Origin of the sequence: Aminobacter sp. LjRoot7, from assembly GCF_964252895.1 — a bacterium.
GTDB classification, from domain to species: Bacteria; Pseudomonadota; Alphaproteobacteria; order Rhizobiales; family Rhizobiaceae; genus Aminobacter; species Aminobacter aminovorans_B.
In genome coordinates this window covers 277,619-296,497 of sequence record NZ_CAXUPX020000005.1, presented here as the reverse complement: position 1 = coordinate 296,497, position 18,879 = coordinate 277,619, and the positions used below count along the sequence as shown (strand labels likewise).

The following is an 18,879-nucleotide window of genomic DNA, read 5'->3' as shown; positions in this document are numbered from 1 at the left end:
CACCGGCAAGGGGGCGGCGTCTCCGCCGCCCCCGTTGATCAGAAGCTCACGCCAAGATTGGCCCTGAAGCTCTGGTCGACCACGCCGGAGCCGAACTGGCCGGTGTAGGCAACGCCGAATTTTGAGTCTGGGGTCAGGGCGAGGTCGAGGCCGGCTTCGACGATCGCGACGTCCTTCGCCACCGGCGCGCCGGCGATCGTGAAGGCGCTGCCGCCTGAGAAGGCGACCGAGGTCAGCGGGGTGACGTCGCCGAAGGCGTGGCGCCAGCCGGCCATGCCGTGCAGTTTGGCGTCCATGCCGCGGATGGCGATGTCGGTGCTGGCCCTGACGCCGAGCGTGGTGAACGTCGTCTCGGTGGTCGAGGCGTCGGCCGTCAGCGCGGCCTGGCCGCCCTTCTCGGTGAAGCCGTCGGTCTTGACGTTGATGTAGGCAAGCGCTGCGAAGGGCTCGACGATGGCGTCGCCCGTCTGCAGCCGGTAGCTCGCCTCGCCAAAGACCTGGGTGGTGCCGGCGTCGTAGCTGGCGGTCAGCTTGTCCTTGAAGTCGGCAAAGGCGACCGTGCGGCTGGTCTCGATGTCGGTCCAGCTGTAGGCGGCGCCGGTGCGCAGGCTGAACGCCTCCCACTGGCCGCCGGCAAAGACGCCGGCATGGTAGGCGCTGCTGTCGCCCGAGGACGCGCGGTCGTCGGCATCGAAGCTGCCATTGCTGTAGCCGGCGAAGGCGCCGACGCGGAGATGATCGCCGAAGCCGGCGTCGAGACCGCCGATGAAGCCGCCGGTGGTGCGGCCGAAGGCTGCGGCGTTGCCGTCGCTGCCGGTCTTGCCCCAGGAGCCATAGGCCTGGCCCCAGAACGCCATCCGTTCGGTCGTCGCTTCGGCGATCTCGGGACCGCCGGGACCATAGGCCATGACGGGCAGGGCGGCCGCCGTGCCGATGTCGCCGAAGGCGGCGCGGATACGGTCGTTGGCGGCACTGGCGAGGAAGCGACCGTCCTCGACGAGCATGCCGCCGACGGAGGCGTGGACCTCGCCCGTCAGCGCGTCGAAGGCCTTGCGCGCCGCGTCCTTGTCGAGATTGACGATCGCCTTGTAGATCGCGTGCTTGTTGCCCAGCTTGTCGGCCGCTCCGCCGGCGGCGAACTGGTTGCGGGTCGCGGCGATGTCGGTGAACTTGATGTCGTTGCGGTCGAGCGAAAGGCCGACGGCGTTGCTGGTGTAGGTCAGCGTCGGCGTCAGGAAGGCGAGGTTGCTGGTGACAGAGGCGAACTGGCCGAGCACGCCGGTTGCCGCGGTGAGGATCGTGTACTGTGTCGACGGCGCGTAGTTGCCGCTGCCGGCCAGCACCTGAACGGTGCCTCCCGAAAGCGTCGCCTTGCCGGCGACGGAGAGCCTGTCCGACTTGGTCGTGTCGACATCGACCTGGAAGGTCGAGCCAGCGGCGAAGCTGGCGTCACCGGTGACGCTGAGCGTGCCGATCGAGCTGCCCGCATTGACGGTCGAGCCGGACTGCGCCGTGAGCTTGCCGATGATGCCGGTGCCGCCGAGGACAGCACCCGAGGCGACGGTCACGGCCGACTTGGCGAGCGAACCGTTCACCGAGAGCTTGCCGGCGCTGACTGACGTGTCACCCGAGAGCAGGCTGGTGCCGGTCAGGGTGAGGGCGCCTGCGCCCGACTTGGTGAAGCTGCCGGTGCCGTTGATGGCGTTGGCGAAGCTGGCGTCGGTGGCCTGGTCGATGATGAAAGCGGCGTCGTTGAGGATCGCGCCGCTGCCGAAGCTGGTGGCCGAGCCGGCGAGCGTGCCGGCGGAGATGGTCGTGCCGCCCGTGTAGGTGTTGGTGCCGGTGAGAACCGTCTTGCCCAAACCGATCTGCTTGACCGAACCGCTGCCGGAGACCGCGCCAGCGAAGGTCAGCAGGTCGGAGCGGTTGAAGGCGAGCACGGCATTGTTCTCGACGTTGCCCACGATGGAGCCAGCCGTGCCGCCGCTGCCGATCTGCAGTGTGCCGGCGCTGATCTTGGTGCCGCCGGCATAGCTGTTGGTGCCGGTCAGCGTCAGGGTTTCCGAGCCGGTCTTGGTCAGCTTGCCCTGGCCGGAGATCGTGCCAGATGCGGTGAGGTCGGCCTGGGTATCGAACGTGCCGCCGGCAAGGCGCAGCTCGATGTCGCGGGCGGTGGTCATGGCGGCCGTGTTGGTCAGGATGCCGCCAATGAAGGTGAGCCCGCCCGAGGCCGCGCCGAGATTGGTGTCCGCCGAGATCGACAGCGTGCCGCCCTTGATCGTTGTGCCGCCGGTGTAGCTGTTGGCGCCGCTGAGGACGAGCGTGCCGTAGTCGTCCTTGACCAGTCCGCCGGAACCGGTGAGCTCGGATTCGATCGTGGCCGTGGTGCCGGCACTCGACACCGTGCCGTCGCCGACGCGGATGGTGGTGGCGGCGTCATGAAGGCCGATCGCATCGCCCTTGATGACGTAACCGGTGGTGGCGAACTGCATGCCGGTAACCGATATGGCGCCCTGGCTGCCGTCGACGGTTACCGTGCCGGCCGTGCCCTGGAAGATGGCGTAGCCCGGTTGGGGCGCCATCGGCGCGTTGAAGGCACCGTCCTGGCGGGTCCAGTTGCCGCCCGCAGCACTCCAGGTGCCGGAGCCGCCATCGACGGTGCCGTTGTTGAGGTTGCCGCTGGCGCTGCCGTCCCAGAAGGCGAGTGCCGTGCCGCCGGTGTTGATCAGGTTGATCTGCTTCGCCACCTGCGTCTGGATGGTGAGGTCGCTGGCCTGGAAGGCGCCGGGAACGGTGCCGATGACCAGCCCGTTGTCGGTCAGCGAGCCGCCATAGTTGATCAGGCGGTAGACGCCGGCGCCGAAATCGTTGCCGCCGCTGACATTGAGCTTGCCGTCGAGGACAAGGTCGCCGTCGACGTCGATGCGGTCACTCTGGGCGCCGAGCTCGAAGTCGAGATTGGCACCGTTGGACAGGCTGAGCGAGCCGACGGTCAGCGTGCCCTTGCCCGCACCCGGGGCGATATGGCCGCCGTCGGAGACGGTGACGCTGCCTGCGATGGTGCCCGAGCCGGACAAGGTCGCGTCGCTGTCCACGGTGACGGCGGTGTTGCCGAGCTTGCCGTTGACCTGGAGCTCGCCTGCCGTGACCGAGGTCGTGCCGGTGTAGGTGTTGTCGCCCGACATTGTCTGCTTGCCGGAACCCTGCTTGGCGAGGCCGCCGGTTCCCGACATGACGCCCGAGAATTCGGTGTCGTCGCTGTTGCCCGACGTCAGCGTGCCGGCGCCGAGCTTGACGTTGCCGGCGCCGGCCAGCGAGGCGATGGTCTGGCTGTGGCCGTCGAGGTCGAAGGTGGCGCCAAAGGCGACGCTGACCGCGCTGGCTGCGGCGATCGTGTTCGCAGCTCCCGCCTTCAGCGTGCCGGCATCGATCCTGGTGGCGCCGGTGTAGGTGTTCGAGCCGGACAGGGTGAAGGTGCCCGTGCCCTTCTTGGTCAGGCCGCCGCTGCCGTTGATGATGCCGGAGAACTCGGTCCAGTCGTTGTTGCCGCCCGTCGTCAGCGTACCGGCGCCCAGCGAAACCTTGCCCGCACCCGCAAGCGAGCCGATGACCTGGTCGAAGCCGTCGAGATCGAGCTCGGTGCCGCTGGCGACTTCGACCGCGCTGGCCGAAGAGAAGCTGTTGACAGCACCGGCCTTGAGGGTGCCGCCATCGAGCCAGGTCTTGCCGGTGTAGCTGTTGATGCCGCTCAGGGTGAAGACGCCGCTGCCCACCTTGGACAGGTTGCCGGCGCCGGAAATCGAGCCGGAGAAAATGGTCGAGGTGTCATTGCCGCCCGTCGTCAGCGTGACCTCTTGCGGCGAGCCCCAGAGCGGCCGTGCCACGCCGAGCATGACCGAACCAGCGCCTGCCAGCGAGCCGATCCGCTGGTCGTAGCCGTCGAGGTCGAGCGTGGCATCGGCCTTGACGGTCATCGCACCATTCATGTCGAACGCGTCCGTATTGCCCGCCTTGAGCGTGCCTGCGCTGACCGTCGTCTCGATGCCATGCTGCATGCCCTTGACGACGAGGGTGCCGGAGCCGGTCTTTTCCATCGCGCGTGGCACGCCGCCGCCCGCCAGGATGACGCCCGACTGCGTGGCAGTGCCTGAAGCGACCGACAGCACGGTGTTGTCCTGCTGCAGCGTCATGATGTTGGCAAGGTCGACATCGGCGCCATAGTCGAGGGCACCGCCGAACATCATGATGTAGCCGGTGCCGGCGGCGAGGCTGTTTTCAATCCGCAACGTTCCGGCAAGCGAGTAGACGATGCCGTCATAGCCGCTGCTGTCGCCCGACAGGGTAAGCTTGCCTGCGCCGTACTTCTTGAAGTCGCCCGAGCCTGACATGTCGCCGTCGAAGGAGCTGTCGTCGGACCTGTCGAAAGCGAGCGTGCCGGAATTGCTGACGTTGCCGGACAGCGTGCCGCTTGTCTCGGATTTGCCGATCTGCAGGACGCTGCCGCTGTCGATCGTCGTGCCGCCGGAGTGGCTGATGTCGCCGCTCATCAGGACGACGCTGTTGCCGGTGAGTGTCAGCGTTCCGGTGCCGGTGATGTCGCCGGCAAACTCGCCGTTGGCCTCGGTGTTGTTGAAGACCAGCTTGCTGTTGTTGAGCACGTCGCCCTTGATCGAGCCGCCATTGGCGATCTGCAGCGTGCCGGCGTTGATCGTGGTGCCGCCGGTGTAATAGTTGGCGCCGGTCAGTGTGGTCGTGCCGGTGCCGTTCTGCTCGACGCGCCCGGTGCCGCCGATGTAGCCGCTGATGACGAGCGCGTCGTCGGAACGATTGAACGTCAGCACGCTGTTGTTGACGATGTCGCCGGCAACCGAGCCCGAGGTGCCGCCATCGCCGAGCTGCAGGATCCCCGACGAAATGGTGGTCTTGCCGGTATAGGTGTTTTCGCCGGTCAGGATCAGGGTGCCGAGGCCGAGCTTGTCGAGCTCGGTCATGTCGCCGTCGGCGATGGCGGACCCGATGGTCGCCGTCACGCCGTTGTCGGTGTTGATGAAGCTCGCCTTTTCGTTGCCGTAGGGATTGCCCGACAGGGCGAGGATGCCGCCGACGAGCTGGTAACCGTCGGTCGAGAACTGCAGGCCCTGGAAGGCCAGCGTGCCGTAGGCATTGACCGTACCGGCTGTGCCGGCGAACACGCCGACCTCGCCGCGCCAGCCTTCGTTGATGGTGGCTTCTCCGGGCGCGCCAGTCCAGTTGCCGTTCGACGCGTTCCAGGTGCCCGTGCCGCCGTCGACGGTGCCGTTGCCTGAAGTATCCGAGCCGTCCCAGAACTGCAGCAGCTGGTTGTTGTTACGGATGAGCAGGTTGACCTGGTTGGCGACGGCCGTGCTGATGAAGGCGTCGGTTGGCAGCGTGTGGAACGATCCGGTGACGCTGCCCGAGACGTTGAACAGCCGGTAATAGCCGGTCACCGCGTCGGGCGTCTCCAGCGTGCCGCCGAGCGTCAGGTTGCCATTGACGACGACGAGGTCGTTGGTCGGGCCGCCGACAACGCCAGGTGTCCCGAGCTCGAAGATGCTGGTGGAGCCGCCATCGAGGGTGAGGTCGCCATCGACGGTCAGCGTGCCCGGGCTGTTGCCGGCCGAGAGCGTGCCGTAGATCGTGGTGTCGGCGATGGTGCCGCTGCCGCCGATGGTCGCGCCGGCGTCGACCGTGACGCTGGAGGACGCCGCGATCGAGCCGTTGACGACCAGCTTGCCGGCGGAAACCTTGGTAATGCCGGTGTAGCTGCTGGTGCCTGTGAGGATGGTGGTGCCGGTACCGGCCTGCTCGAACGTGCCTGCGCCGGAGATGGCGTTGGCGACGGTGACGATGTCGGAGCGGTTGAAGGAAAGGGTGCCGGCGTTCTGGACGCTGCCCGAGCCCAGCTTGCCCGATGTTGCGCCGTCGCCGACCTGCAGCGTGCCGCCGGTGATCTTGGTGGTGCCGGCATAGCTGTTTTCGCCCGACAGCACCGTGGTGCCGCTGCCCTTTTGCGTCAGCCCGCCATCGCCCGACAGGACACCTGCGAAGGTCACCTGGTTCGACCTGTTGAAGGCGAGCGTCGTGCCGCTCTGGGCGACGACCGAGCCGCTGCCGATGCCGCCGCCCGAAGTGCCATCGCCGATCTGCAACGTGCCGCCGACAAGCGTCGTTGTGCCGGACAGCGTGTTGGCGCCGCTCAGCGTCACTGTGCCGGTGCCGCGCTTTTCGAGGGTGCCGGTGCCGGAGAGCGCATTGCCGAGCGTGTAGTCGCCGCTCCGGTTGAGAACGAGCTGCGCGTCGTTGATGATTGCGCCGCTGCCGAGCGTGGCAGCCGCACCGTTGCCGAGGACAAGCTTGCCCGCCGAGATGGTCGTTCCGCCGGTGTAGCTGTTGACGCCATCGAGGGTCAGCTCGCCCGACCCGGTCTTGACGAGGCTGCCCGAACCGCTGATCGCGCCGTTGAGCAGCAGATAGGTGTCGGTGTCGAGCGTGGCCGTGGCGTCGAGATCGAAATCATTCTCGAGCCAGGCGTTGGCGCCGTGCAGGGTTGCTGCGCTGCCGAAGGTGACGGTGCCGGTGCCGAGCCCTCCACTTCCGTCGACCTCCAACGTGCCGCCATCGATGTAAGTGCCGCCCGTGTAAGTGCTGGGCCCGCGCATGAGGAGCCTGCCGGAGCCGGTTTTCACAAGCCCGGTGCCGGCGCCGCTCAGGCCCCAGATGCCGGTTCTGCCGCTGCCATTGACGGTCAGCCGGTGGCCGTTGCCGTCCACGCCACCGTAGAACATGAAGTCGGTGTCCGCTTCGGCCAGGACCAGCGCGGTGCCGCTCAGGGCAGCCCGGGCGTTGGCACCGCTTGCGCCGGAGACCACGTGCAGGGCGCCCTTGCCGTTGGCGCCGAGGCCATTGAGTCGCAGCGTGCGCGTGTTGATTGAGATTGCACCGTCGATCTCAAGCGTGGCGTTGGCCGCGACATCGATGGCGTTCGAACCACCGCCGAGCGAAGAAGCGTTGCGGACGCTAAGGGTGCCAGCATTCACGGCGATGCCGCCGAGGAAGGAATTGAGGCCGGTCAGAATCGTCTTGCCGGTGCCGTTCTGGCTGAAGCCGCCATTGCCGGAGATGCTGTTGGCAAGCTCAAAGGTATCGGAGCGGTTGACGGCGAGCGTGCCGTTGTTCTGGATCGAGCCGAGCACTGAGCCGCTGGTGCCGCCATTGCCGAGCTGGAGCGTGCCGACGCCGATCACGGTGGTGCCGGTAAAGGTGTTATCGGCGGTGAGGATCGTCGTGCCCGAACCAGCCTGCGCCACCGTGCCCGTGCCGGAGATGACGCCATCGATGGTCAGCGTGCCGGCGCGGTTGAACGTCAGTGTGGTAAAATCTGCCAGCTCGATGTTGCCGGCGAGGGACCCTGTCGAGCCGCCGTCGCCGATCCGCAATTCTCCGCCGCTCACAATTGTGCCGCCGGTGTGCGTGTTGGCGCCAGCGAGCGTGAGCTGGCCAATGCTGGTCTTGACCAGCGATCCGCTGCCCGAGGTCGCACCCGCGAAAGTCGAGGTGACACCGCCCTCGCCAACGGTCAGGGTACCCGTGCCAAGCGCGACCGCGCCGGTGCCGGTCAGCCTGCCGATGGTCTGGGCCTTGCCATTGAGGTCGAAGGTGGCGCCCGAGGCGACGGAAAGATCCTTGCCGAACAGCAGGCTGCCGCCGGTACCGAGCCTGAGCGTGCCGGCGTTGACCGCGGTGCCGCCGGCATAGGTGTTGGCGGCGCCGAGCACCACCGTGCCGTCGCCTGATTTGCTCAGCGCGCCAGCGCCGCTGAGCAAGCCGTTGTAGGTCAGCGTCATGCCGGCATCAGCCGAAAGCCCGCCGCCGCTGGCGCCAAGGGTCGCGTCGCGGCCGGTGGCGAAGGATGCGGTGGCATTCAGCGTGCCACCGGTGAAGCTCAGCGCGCCGTTGCCGAGGCTGGCGTCCGATGCCACCGACAGCGTGCCGCCCGAGAGGTTGGTGCCGCCGGTGTAGGTGTTGGTACCGGTCAGGGTGACCGTGCCGGAACCGATCTTGTTGAGCACTGCCGTGCCGGTGAGTTTCGTCGCGTAGGACCCGGCGTTGAAGTTGAAGGCGGTCGACGCCTCGATGGTGCCGGTGCCCGTGGCGTTGCCGCCGGTCGAGGTCAGGGTGGCGAGCGAAAGCGTGCGCCCCGTGCTGATGTCGATGGTGCCGCCCGCGCCGTTGGTCAGCTCGCCGATGCCGGTCAGGTTGCCGCCCGACAGCGACAGCCTTCCTCCAGTGTTGTCGAAAGTGACGTTGCTGGCGGTGACGTCGCCGGCCTTCACGTTGACGGTGCCGTGGTTGACGAACTGGCCCCAGCCGCCCGACAGCGTGCCCCGACCGTTGAAGTTCAGCGTCGAGCCGGTTTCGTTCGTCCATCCGCCGGCAGCTGAGACAGTGCCGGTGTCGGCGACATTGACGGTGCCGTTGTTGACGAAGCCGCCATTTGTCGTTTCGAGCGTTGCACCCGAGGCGATGTTCATCGTCGCGAAGTTCGTGCCCATGTCCAGGCTGAGCGACCTGCCGGTGTCGACGGTGACGAGGCCGTAGTTCTTCAGGTCGTAGATGGACCTGGCGTTGTTGGCGGCGCTGGCGCCTTGCACCTTCATCTCGGCGCCGCCGTCGATCAGGACCCAGGTCGGCCTGGTGCCGTACGAATAGGTGCCCGAGATCGTCGTGACGCCGGCGCCGAGATGAATCGCGCCCTGCACCGTACCCTGGTTGGGGGCGGAGCCCAGGCTGTTGATGCTGTTGGTGCCACCTGTGATGAGGATGGCGTCCTGCCCGCTGAGCGTGCGCCTGATCGCGCCCGCGGTGCCGATGGTGATGTTGAGGTTCTGGCCGCGGATACCGACACCGCTGGCGCCGCTCGCTGCCCTGTTGCCATTCCAGCCGCCGCCGGCGGCGCCTTCGACACCTGTGACATCGCCATTGACGATGATCGTTGCGCCATTCGGGTCGGTGACCGAGATGCCATGGCCACCACTGCCGCCGACGCCGTGATCGCGTGGGTACAGTGTTCCACCTGGATTGCCATTGGAGTTGCCGGCTTCGCCCTCACCACCCAGGCCACCACGCACGAACACGCCGGCGCCAACCGTTACGGTTGTCGAACCGCTGCTGCCGCCGATCATAATGCCGCTGCCGCCGCCACCGCCCCCGCCGCCGCCGGCGATCGAGACGCCGCCAATCTGGACGCCGCCGTAACCACCCTTGCCGCCTTTGCCGCCAGTCGAGTTCTGACTGACGGTAACGTTGCCCGAGTTGATCACCAGCCCCGCGCCACCACCCCCACCGCCGCCGCCGCCGCCCGCGCCGTTGTAGCCGGCGCCACCGCCCGCGCCGCTGTCGGCGGCTCCGCCGCCACCGCCGCCGAAGCCGTTGGTGCCGCCGTTGCCGCCATTGGTGCCGGAAGGCTGGCCGTTGCCCGACTGGCCACCGCCGCCACCGTTGCCGCCGGCCGCAAGCACGGCACCCATGCCGGTACCACCGGCTCGGGTGCCGGAACCGTTGCCGCCATTGCCGCCGTCCGCACCCGTGGTCTGGGCAACAGCCGGGCCCACGGCGGCTGGCATCACCAGCGGCGCCACGAGTGCTGTGCAGGTCAAAAGCGCGGCGCGGTAGATGCCATACAGGGACGGCGCGGAGCGATCCCTGGTTGCATGGTCATGCTGCGCTGCTTCATTTCGACTGCGGATGCTGCTCACGTGATATTCCCCGGATCGCGGACGCAAACCGGCGGCCGGCGGCGCGCAAGGCTCCGCCGGCGCCGCGACAGGTGTGCTGTCGGCGCAGTTCACATCGGCTGCTAAGTTCAGCTCCGGCGCCCGCCCTAAAACCCCAAGCGCCGGGATGAGCGGACCCTATGCCCGCCAAAAAATGGGGTCAATTGTTAGAGACTGACTATTATTGGGGGGAATTTCGGCCGTTATTGCAGGTGTTTAGCCGATTTCGGGGGCGAGGCTCGCCTCGTACGCCGCGTCGATCACGGCGAGCTTCGCTGCCTGCGCGGCGGCGATTTCGCCGAGGAATCCCCTGGATACCCACATCACCGAACTGCCGCGTTTGCCGCGCCAGCCGATGCTGCCCAAGGCCTCTGCCTCGCGCAACTTGCGGGCGAGATGTGAACGCGACAATTGCAGCCACAGGCCCATTTCGGCGATCGAGGTGATGCTCGTCGACAGCTGCTCGGCATCGGTGGTGGCTTCTTCCAGCCCGGCGATCAGCCGTTCCATGATGATGCCGCCGTTGTTGAGCCAGGTGAACAGCGAAAACGTGTTGGCCGGCTCGCGGATGGCATGCGAGGACAACAGCCCGTCGCAGATCAGCGGCTCGATGCGGGCAAGGCCGTCCGATGTCGCCAGATAGGTGGCCAGGCGCTGGCCGCCATCGAGGCCGTCGAGCGTCGCCAGATGCACCATGACCCAGCCATGTATGGCATCGATCGTCGATTGCGACGGACGCACCGGCCGTGCCCGGCGGTCGTCGGTCTCGGGGCAATATTCGATGTAGCCGTAGTTGAGTAGTTCCTTGAGGAAGGCGTCGGCGGTGTTGCGGCTCGCCACCGCATGGGCCTGGGTCATGTCGAGGAAGCGCGACGTCAGCAGCCCTGGCTCATCGGCTTCCCGATTGAAGTAGAGGGCGAAGCCGATATGGCCCATCAGCCAGCGCTGCTGGGTGGCGAAGACGGACGACTGCCGGGGATTGGCCTCGTAGGCCATCAGCAATGCCTGCGACTGCCGCCGGATCAGCTCCTGCAGCGAGGGGTGGCTGGCAATTACGTCCGCAGTCATCGACAAGAATCGGCCCTCGAACTATGCGCTATATCCACGCTTCGACGGCGTTCTGTCTAGCCCCATCGAAGTAGTCGAACTGGCTCTCTCATGAAGTGATGGGAATGGCACGTGGTCGGGCAAATTTAACTCGGCAAATGATCTTCGATCAGACTTGCCGCCGGAAATTCAAGCTGCCGATGCAAAAACTGCCGGCTGCAGGCGTCACGACAGATTGCTGCAATGGTGCCCTGTCATTTGGCAGATCATGAAAACGGGTCTGGCCCAAATACTAGATTGATCAATCGAATAATGATGCGTTGGCTTAGGGGATGCCGGCGTCGCCGTTCTTCGGAGACATCTGACTGTGGAAAGTTTGTACCAATGACGCACTACCTTCACCGCCGGGCGCGGATCGCGGCAGTCGCCGCGGCGCTGCTGGCAAGCGCGGTCCTGCCCACGGCTGCCGATACCGCGGCCAATGCCGCCGTGCAGAGCGAAACCGCAAAGCGGCTGGTGTCGACCTTCGTCGTTGCCAGCGACATGACCGAATGGACGCTGTCCTTCACCGGCGTGCTTGCTGCCCGCGAGGAGGTCGCCGTCGGCGCGCCGTTCCAGGAGCAGCGCATCGCTAGCGTCGAGGTCGAGGTTGGCGAGCGCGTCGAGGCCGGCCAGATCCTGGTCCGGCTCGACAGGGCGATGCGCGAGAACCAGCTGCATGAGAGCGAAGGCCGGCTGGCGCGTGCCAAGGCGGCACTGGCCCAGCAGCAGTCCAAGGCGGCGCAGGCGCTGGCAGCACTGCAACGCGCGACGCCGCTGAAGCAGTCCGGTGCGCTGTCGGCGCAGGGCTACGCCGACCGTGCCTCGACCGAGGCGTTCGAGCGCGAGGGCGTTGCCCTGGCGCAGGGCGAGGTCGACCAGGCCGAGGCCCAGCTCACCGAATCCCGCCGGCAGGTCGAGCGCAACGTCGTCGTGGCACCTGTTGCGGGTGTGGTGTCCGAACGCCACGCCAATGCCGGCGCGCTGACCGGGTCGGACCCGCTGATCAAGCTGATCCGTGACGGCGAGGTCGAGCTGGCGGCGGAGATCCCCGAGCGCGAGTTGCCGCAACTGGCTGTCGGCCAGGCTGCCTCGGTCACCCTGCCGGGGGTAGACGGGAAGATTCCTGGCAAGGTTCGGCTGATCTCGCCGAAGATCGATCGCGATACCCGTCTCGGCGTGGCGCGCATCGCCTTCGAGACCGATACGGCCCTGTTCCCCGGCTCCTTTGCCCGCGCCGCCGTCGTGGTGGCCAAGCGCCAGGCGATCGTCATTGCTGACTCGGCGCTGGTCTATGGCGGCAAGGACAAGACCGCCGTCTTCGTGGTCGAGGACGGCAAGGTTGACCTGCGGCCGGTCCAGACCGGCATGCGCAACAATGGCAGGCTGGAAATCCGCTCCGGCCTCAAGGAGGGCGACGTCGTCGTCGCCAAGGCCGGTGCGTCGCTACGCGACGGCGATGTGGTTGCCACCACCGACATTGGCGCCAAGACCGGAAGCGTCAAGCCATGATCAGCAATATCTCTGCCTGGGCGATCCGCAAGCCGGTGCCCACCATCGTGCTGTTTGTCGTGGCGACGCTGGCCGGCATCGCCGCCTTCATGCGTCTTCCGGTCAACGCAAATCCGAGCCTGTCATTTCCGATCGTCACCGTCTCGGTGACGCAGCCAAGTGCTGCGCCTGCCGAGATGGAGAGCCAGATCACCCGCCGCGTCGAAGGCTCCATCTCCGGCCTCGCCGGCGTCAAGAACATCCGCTCGACGATCAAGGACGGCGTGTCGACGACAACGGTCGAGTTCAAGATCGGCGTCAATCCCGACCGCGCGACCAACGACGTCCGCGAGTCTGTCGGCCAGATCAGGTCCGACCTGCCGCAGTCGATCCAGGAGCCTGTCATTTCGCGTGTCGATGTCGAGGGCGGTGCCATCCTCTACTTCACCATGCAGGCGCCCAACATGTCTGCGCTCGAGGCGTCGTGGTTCGTCGAGGACATGGTCAGCCGCGAACTGCTTGCCGTGCCGGGCGTGCAGAAGGTCGAGAGATTCGGCGGCGTCAACCGCGAGATAACGGTTTCGCTCGACCCTGACCGCCTGCTTGCGCTCGGCGTCACCGCCGACCAGGTCAACACGGCGCTGCGTGGCATCAACGTCAACGTTCCCGGCGGACGCGGCGAGGTCGGCGACCGCGAGCAGTCGATCCGCACGCTCGGCAGCGTCACTTCGTTCGACCAACTGCTCAATCTCTCGGTATCGTTGCCGGGCAAGCGCTGGGTCCAGCTCAGCGACATCGCCACCATCACCGACGGGCCGACCGAGGCGCGCGGCTTTGCCCGCTACAACGGCGAGGCCGTTGTCGGCTTCTCGGTCTATCGCGCCAAGGGCTACAGCGACACCGCCGTTGCCGATGCGGTGACAAAGCGGCTCGGCGAGATCTCGACGCGCACGCCAGACGTCGCCTTCGTCGAGGTGATCTCCAACGTCGAATACACGCTCGAAAGCTACAACGCCGCTGTGACCGCGCTGCTCGAGGGTGCGGGCCTGACGGTGCTCGTGGTGTTCCTGTTCCTGCGCAACTGGCGCGCCACGCTGATTGCAGCGGTCGCCATGCCGCTGTCGATCCTGCCGACCTTCGCCGTCATGGACCTGCTCGGTTACACGCTCAACGGTGTCAGCCTGTTGGCGCTGACGCTCGTGATCGGCATCCTCGTCGACGACGCCATCGTCGAGATCGAAAACATCGAGCGCCATGTCGACATGGGCAAGCGGCCATATCTCGCCTCGATCGAGGCGGCCGACGCCATCGGCCTGGCTGTCGTTGCAACGACCCTGACAATCGTCGCCGTGTTCGCGCCGGTCAGCTTCATCGGCGGTGCCGTCGGCCAGTATTTCCGGCAGTTCGGCATCACCGTTGCGGTTGCCGTGATGATCTCGCTGGTCGTGGCACGCCTGGTGACGCCGCTGATGGCGGCCTATCTGCTGCAGCCGAAACCTGACGGTCATCACGCCGCCGAACCGTCGCGTCTGTCGCGGCGCTATCTCGCCTTGCTCGGCTGGACGCTCGATCATCGCAAGACGACCTTCGCGCTGGTCGCAGCATTCTTTGCCGGCTCGGTGTTCCTGCTGACGCAGCTTTCGACCGGCTTCGTGCCTGGCACCGACAGCAACGTCTCCGATGCCAGCATCACCTTGCCACCGGGCACCAGGCTCGAAGAGACGGCGCGCGTCTCCGACCACATCGTCGTGCAGCTGCTGCAGCGCAAGGAAGTGGCGAGCGTCCTGGCCCTCACCGGCGACGTCAACAGGGTCTCGCTGATCATCAAGCTGAAGCCACGTGGTGAAAGGCAGGTCTCGCGCAAGGAGTTCGAGCTCTCCGTGCTGCCCATCCTGGCCAGCGTGCCTGATATCCAGTTCAGCTTCGCCAGCGACTCAGGCGGCAAGGAGCTGTCGGTCTTTCTCGCCGGCAACAACCCGGAAGAGCTGAACAAGGCCGCTCGCCAGCTCGAGGACGAGATGCGCAAGCTGCCGCAACTGGTCAACGTGCTGTCCAACCAGCCTCCGGCAGCACCCGAACTGCTGGTCAGGCCGCGCATGGACGAGGCGGCACGTCTCGGTGTCTCGGTGGTCTCGCTCGGCACCGTGGCGCGTATCGCGACGCTCGGCGAAACCGATGCCAATTCGGCGCAGTTCAACCTCGGCGACAGGCTGGTGCCGATCCGCGTCCTGCTCGACAAGTCGGCGCGCGGCGACCTCGAGACATTGCGCAACCTCAGGGTAGGCACCGACAGCGGCGCCGTGGTGCCGCTGACGTCGGTGGCCGACATCGACTTCGGTGCCGAGGAAGGCAAGGTCGAACGGCTCGACCGCAAGCGCATGGTGGCTGTCGAGGCCAATCTGAACGGGGTGACGATCGGCGACGCGATGGCCGCTGTCGAAGCGCTGCCGCTGCTGAAGAACCTTCCCGCCAGCGTCCAGCACGTGAAGTACGGCGCCTCGGAAGAGATGGGCGAGATGTTCCGCGGCTTCGCGCTGGCGCTGGTGGCGGGCATCCTGATGGTGATGGCGGTGCTGGTGCTGCTGTTCCGGAACTTCCTGCAGCCGATCACCATCCTGATCGCCTTGCCTCTGTCGCTGGGTGGCGCGGCATTGGCCCTGCTGCTCTATGGCGCGGCGCTCGACCTGTCGTCGACGATCGGCATCCTGATGCTGATGGGTATCGTCTGCAAGAACTCGATCCTGCTTGTCGACTACGCCATCGACTGCCGCGCCCAGGGCATGGAGCGTCGCGAGGCGCTGATGCAGGCGGGCATGACCCGTGCCCGCCCGATCATCATGACGACGATCGCCATGGTCGCCGGCATGGTGCCGGCGGCTGCCGGCATCGGTGCCGACGCCAGCTTCCGCGCGCCGATGGCGGTCGCGGTGATCGGTGGTTTGATCACCTCGACGCTGCTCAGCCTTGTCGTCGTGCCGGTCATGTTCACCTCGATGGACGACCTCAACGCCTGGTTCGCCCGTCGTCTCAAGCGCATGACGTCGGTGACCGAGGCCGACCGCGCCGAAGGCGAGCTGATCGCCGAACGGGCGCGGGGCTGACCGGCCTGTCCGGGACCGAATGACGATGCGGCTGGTCGACGATATTAAGTGCCCTGGCACGCCGCCTCGCATCTTTTGCGGGGCGGCAGTTCCGAAAGCGATTCCGAATCCCGCGCTCATGTTCTAAGGACTTGTTTGCATCGGTCTGCCACAATTTGGCAGCGGACTTCAGGCGGAGTTTGGCACGGCAATGGATCTCTCATTCGATCTCGGGCGCGGTCCTGCGTCCTATGGACACCGGTTTCTGATCGGCCTGCAGCCCGGTCACGTGCTCGGCGACAAGGACAAGCGGCTGCTGGCGCTGCTGAAGCCGGCTGGCGTTGTGCTGTTCCGCGCCAATTTCCTGCCCGACGCGCCTTATGAGGACTGGCTCGACAACCACGCCAGGCTGCTGTCCGACGTGCGCGAATACATCGAGCGCGACGAGGTCATCGTCTCGATCGACCACGAGGGCGGCGGCGTGTTGCGCCCGCCGGCGCCGATCACCGCATTTGCCTATGCGCGCGAGTGGCCGAAGCAGGCTGCCGATGTCGGCAAGGCGATGGGCGTCGAATTGCGCTCGCTCGGCTTCAATGTCAATTTCGCGCCGGTCGTCGACGTCAATTCAAACCCGGCCAATCCCGTCATCGGCCAGCGCTCGTTCGGCACGACGCCTGACGATGTGGTGCCGGCGGCGCGGGCGTTTCTCGATGCGATGCAGGCCGAGGGCGTGCTCGGTTGCCCCAAGCATTTCCCCGGCCATGGCGACACGGCGGTCGATTCGCACTATTCGCTGCCGGTCATCGACGTCGACCCCAGGACCTTCCGCAGCCGCGAGCTCGAGGCGTTCCGTCATTTCAACGATGCGCAGACGCGCATGATCATGACCGCGCACATAGTCATTTCGCAGATCGATCCGGGCACACCGGCGACGATGTCGAAGGTGATCCTGCAGGACATCTTGCGCAAGGAACTCGGCTACGAGGGCGTCGTCGTCAGCGACGATCTCGGCATGAAGGCGATCTCCGACCGGCTCGACAAGCCCGAGACGACGATCCGCATCATCAATGCCGGTTGCGACCTGTTGTGCATGTGCGCCTACTGGGCCGACACCGAGATCATCACGCGCATGATCGACTACATGGCGGCCGGCCTGAAGGCGGGCGAGATCAAGGAGCGCGCGCTCGAACAGTCGTTCACCCGCGTCGCCGGCCTTTTGTCGGACCTGCCCAACCACAAGGTCGAAGTGCTTGGCGAGGAGACCTTCGAGCAGCACGCCTCGGTCGCCCCGCTGCGCGCCCGCTCGCTGCCGGCCAACCATGGCGGCGCCACCAAGATCTAGCTCGTCGCGCGGTTACTGCGCCGCGCCCTGGGCCTCGGCGATGGTCGCGCGTTCGGCGGCGGTGCGCTCGGCGTAGCGCCTGGCCATCCAGGCACAGACCATCAGCTGCAGCTGATGATAGAGCATCAAGGGAAGCACGATCGCGCCGATCTCCTGGCCGGCGAAGATGACATTGGCCATCGGCACGCCCGAGGCCAGGCTTTTGTGCGAGCCGCAGAAGGCGACGGTGATCTCGTCCTGTCGGGAAAAGCCGAGGAAGCGGCTGGCGAAGATGGTGACAGCCAGCACCGTCGATAACAGGAAGGCCGCGATCAGCAAAAGCACGACGAGTGACTGCAGCGGCAACTGCTGCCACAGGCCTGCGACCATCGCCTTGGAGAAGGCGAGATAGATCACCATCAGGATCGAGCCGCGGTCGACGACAGTCACCAGCCATTTGTGCCTGCCAAGCCAGCCGGCGAGCCAGGGCTGGACGAGCTGGCCGGCGATGAAGGGCGCAAGCAACTGCAGCATGATGCCTTCGATCGCCGACAGCGACACACCGCCGCCTCCGGTCTTGGCAAACAGCAGCCCGACGAGCAGCGGGGTCAGGAACATGCCGATGATGTTGGAGGCCGAGGCCGAGCACACGGCGGCTGGCACGTTGCCGCCGGCGAGCGCGGTAAACGCGATGGACGACTGCACCGTCGACGGCAGCACGCACAAAAACAGCACACCGGCATAAAGTGCTGCTGGCAACACCGTCGGCACCAGCAGGCCGAGCGCCAGCCCGATGATCGGGAACAGCACGAAGGTGGTCGAAAACACCAGAAGGTGCAGCCGCCAATGCGTCATGCCGGCAATCACTGTCGCCCGCGACAGCCGCGCGCCGTGCAGGAAGAACAGCAGCGCAATGGCGATGTTGGTCGCAGTGCCGAAATGGCCGGCGAAACTGCCTTGTGCCGGCAGCAGCGATGCCAGCGCGATACAGGCGATCATCAGCATGATGAAGGTGTCGGGACGAAAACGTGCAAACAAGGCGTGGTATCCCTTGGCAATGAGCTAATTTTGTATACAGTATGCCAAATGCCGGTGGCATTGTGAATGGCGCATACAGGAATGATGCTCATTTCGTTTCGTGAACACAGGGAGGGATCATGTTCGATCCGATACTCCTCCAGACCTTCGTAGCGGTTGCCGGTTCGCGCAGCTTCACCGGGGCGGCGGTGCATCTGAGGCTCGGCCAGTCGACGGTGAGCCAGCACATCAGGCGGCTCGAGATCAGCGTTGGCAGGCGCCTTTTGGTCCGCGACACCCATTCGGTGATGCTGACGCCTGACGGCGAGGCGATGCTGGGCTTCGCCCGCTCGATCCTCGACGCCAACGAACGCGCCCGCAGCTACCTGCAAGGCGCGCGGCTCAGCGGCCGCATCCGCTTCGGCGCGTCGGAGGATTTCGTCACCACGAGGCTGGCCGACGTGCTGCACAAATTCACCGAGCGCCACCCCTCCGTCGAGCTCGAGCTGACGGTGGCGCTGTCGAGCACGCTGTTCGACCTGCTCGACGAGGGCGCGCTCGACCTCGTCATCGCCAAGCGCCGCGTCGGCCTCAACCAGCAGCGCGAGGCACGCAGCGGCGTTGCCGTGCGCACCGAGCGGCTGGTCTGGGCGGCGCGCGACCCATCGGTCGTCGAAGCCGGCAAGCCGCTGCCGCTGATCCTGTTCTCGCGTCCCGGCATCACCCGTGTCGCGGCGATCGAGGCGCTCGACCGCAAGGGCATCCCCTGGCGCATCGTCTGCACCAGCGGCAGCCTGAGCGGGCTGCAGGCGGCCGCCCGCGCCGGACTCGGCATCATGGTCCAGCCTCGCAGCATGGTGTCGTCGGGGCTGATGGTGCTGCCGACGAGCCCGCAGCTGCCGCAGCTTGAGGAGGTCGAGTTCATCCTGACCAGTGCCGCCAACGAGCCGACCGGCGTCGCCGCCGCACTTGCCAAGGAAATACTCGACCGCAACGCGCGCCAGGAATTCGAACTGCCATTTCGCGAGGCGGTCTAGCCACCCGGCTTCGGTCGGCCACGCCTTTCGTGTCGAATAATAGTCAGTATACT

7 protein-coding genes are annotated in these 18,879 nt (G+C 66.4%); 4 read left to right on the top strand and 3 right to left on the bottom strand.

Annotated features, from left to right (window positions below; all coding sequences use genetic code 11):
* Positions 1–38 precede the first annotated feature (38 nt).
* Both ACSQ3E_RS16910 and ACSQ3E_RS16905 read right to left on the bottom strand, forming a co-directional pair.
* Entirely contained in the window at positions 39–9,776 is a 9,738-nt protein-coding gene (locus ACSQ3E_RS16910; RefSeq protein WP_436123596.1) for an autotransporter-associated beta strand repeat-containing protein, read from the bottom strand.
* A 234-nt stretch (positions 9,777–10,010) separates the two neighbouring features.
* Entirely contained in the window at positions 10,011–10,862 is an 852-nt protein-coding gene (locus ACSQ3E_RS16905) for a hypothetical protein (protein ID WP_436123595.1), read from the bottom strand.
* A gap of 363 nt (positions 10,863–11,225) precedes the next feature.
* Here ACSQ3E_RS16905 and ACSQ3E_RS16900 point away from each other — a divergent pair, with 363 nt between their 5' ends.
* The 3 genes from ACSQ3E_RS16900 to ACSQ3E_RS16890 all read left to right on the top strand — a co-directional run bounded on the left by ACSQ3E_RS16900 (position 11,226) and on the right by ACSQ3E_RS16890 (position 16,793).
* On the top strand, positions 11,226–12,392 hold the full coding sequence (locus ACSQ3E_RS16900) for an efflux RND transporter periplasmic adaptor subunit (protein WP_310320330.1): 1,167 nt from the start codon (positions 11,226–11,228) through the stop codon (positions 12,390–12,392).
* Complete coding sequence (locus tag ACSQ3E_RS16895; RefSeq protein WP_436123594.1) at positions 12,389–15,472, top strand: efflux RND transporter permease subunit; 3,084 nt, start codon at positions 12,389–12,391, stop codon at positions 15,470–15,472. The genes ACSQ3E_RS16900 and ACSQ3E_RS16895 overlap by 4 nt, the downstream gene beginning before the upstream one ends.
* Positions 15,473–15,662: 190 nt before the next feature.
* A complete protein-coding gene (locus ACSQ3E_RS16890; protein WP_436123593.1) occupies positions 15,663–16,793 on the top strand; it encodes a glycoside hydrolase family 3 protein in 1,131 nt (376 codons plus the stop codon).
* Between the two features lie 12 nt (positions 16,794–16,805).
* Here the strand turns inward: ACSQ3E_RS16890 and ACSQ3E_RS16885 are convergent, their stop codons facing one another.
* Complete coding sequence (locus ACSQ3E_RS16885) at positions 16,806–17,777, bottom strand: bile acid:sodium symporter family protein (protein ID WP_310320499.1); 972 nt, start codon at positions 17,775–17,777, stop codon at positions 16,806–16,808.
* Positions 17,778–17,929: 152 nt separating this feature from the next.
* On the opposite strand from ACSQ3E_RS16885, the gene ACSQ3E_RS16880 reads away from it, so the two are divergent.
* Complete coding sequence (locus ACSQ3E_RS16880) at positions 17,930–18,826, top strand: LysR substrate-binding domain-containing protein (RefSeq protein WP_436123592.1); 897 nt, start codon at positions 17,930–17,932, stop codon at positions 18,824–18,826.
* The last annotated feature ends 53 nt before the right edge of the window (positions 18,827–18,879 follow it).

Excerpts from the sequence above, each read along its gene's own strand:
- ACSQ3E_RS16905 (WP_436123595.1), bottom strand. The coding sequence starts at position 10,862 with ATGACTGCGGACGTAATTGCCAGCCACCCCTCGCTGCAGGAGCTGATC.
- ACSQ3E_RS16900 (WP_310320330.1), top strand. The coding sequence starts at position 11,226 with ATGACGCACTACCTTCACCGCCGGGCGCGGATCGCGGCAGTCGCCGCG.
- ACSQ3E_RS16895 (WP_436123594.1), top strand. The coding sequence starts at position 12,389 with ATGATCAGCAATATCTCTGCCTGGGCGATCCGCAAGCCGGTGCCCACC.
- ACSQ3E_RS16890 (WP_436123593.1), top strand. The coding sequence starts at position 15,663 with ATGGATCTCTCATTCGATCTCGGGCGCGGTCCTGCGTCCTATGGACAC.
- ACSQ3E_RS16885 (WP_310320499.1), bottom strand. The coding sequence starts at position 17,777 with ATGCTGATGATCGCCTGTATCGCGCTGGCATCGCTGCTGCCGGCACAA.
- ACSQ3E_RS16880 (WP_436123592.1), top strand. The coding sequence starts at position 17,930 with ATGTTCGATCCGATACTCCTCCAGACCTTCGTAGCGGTTGCCGGTTCG.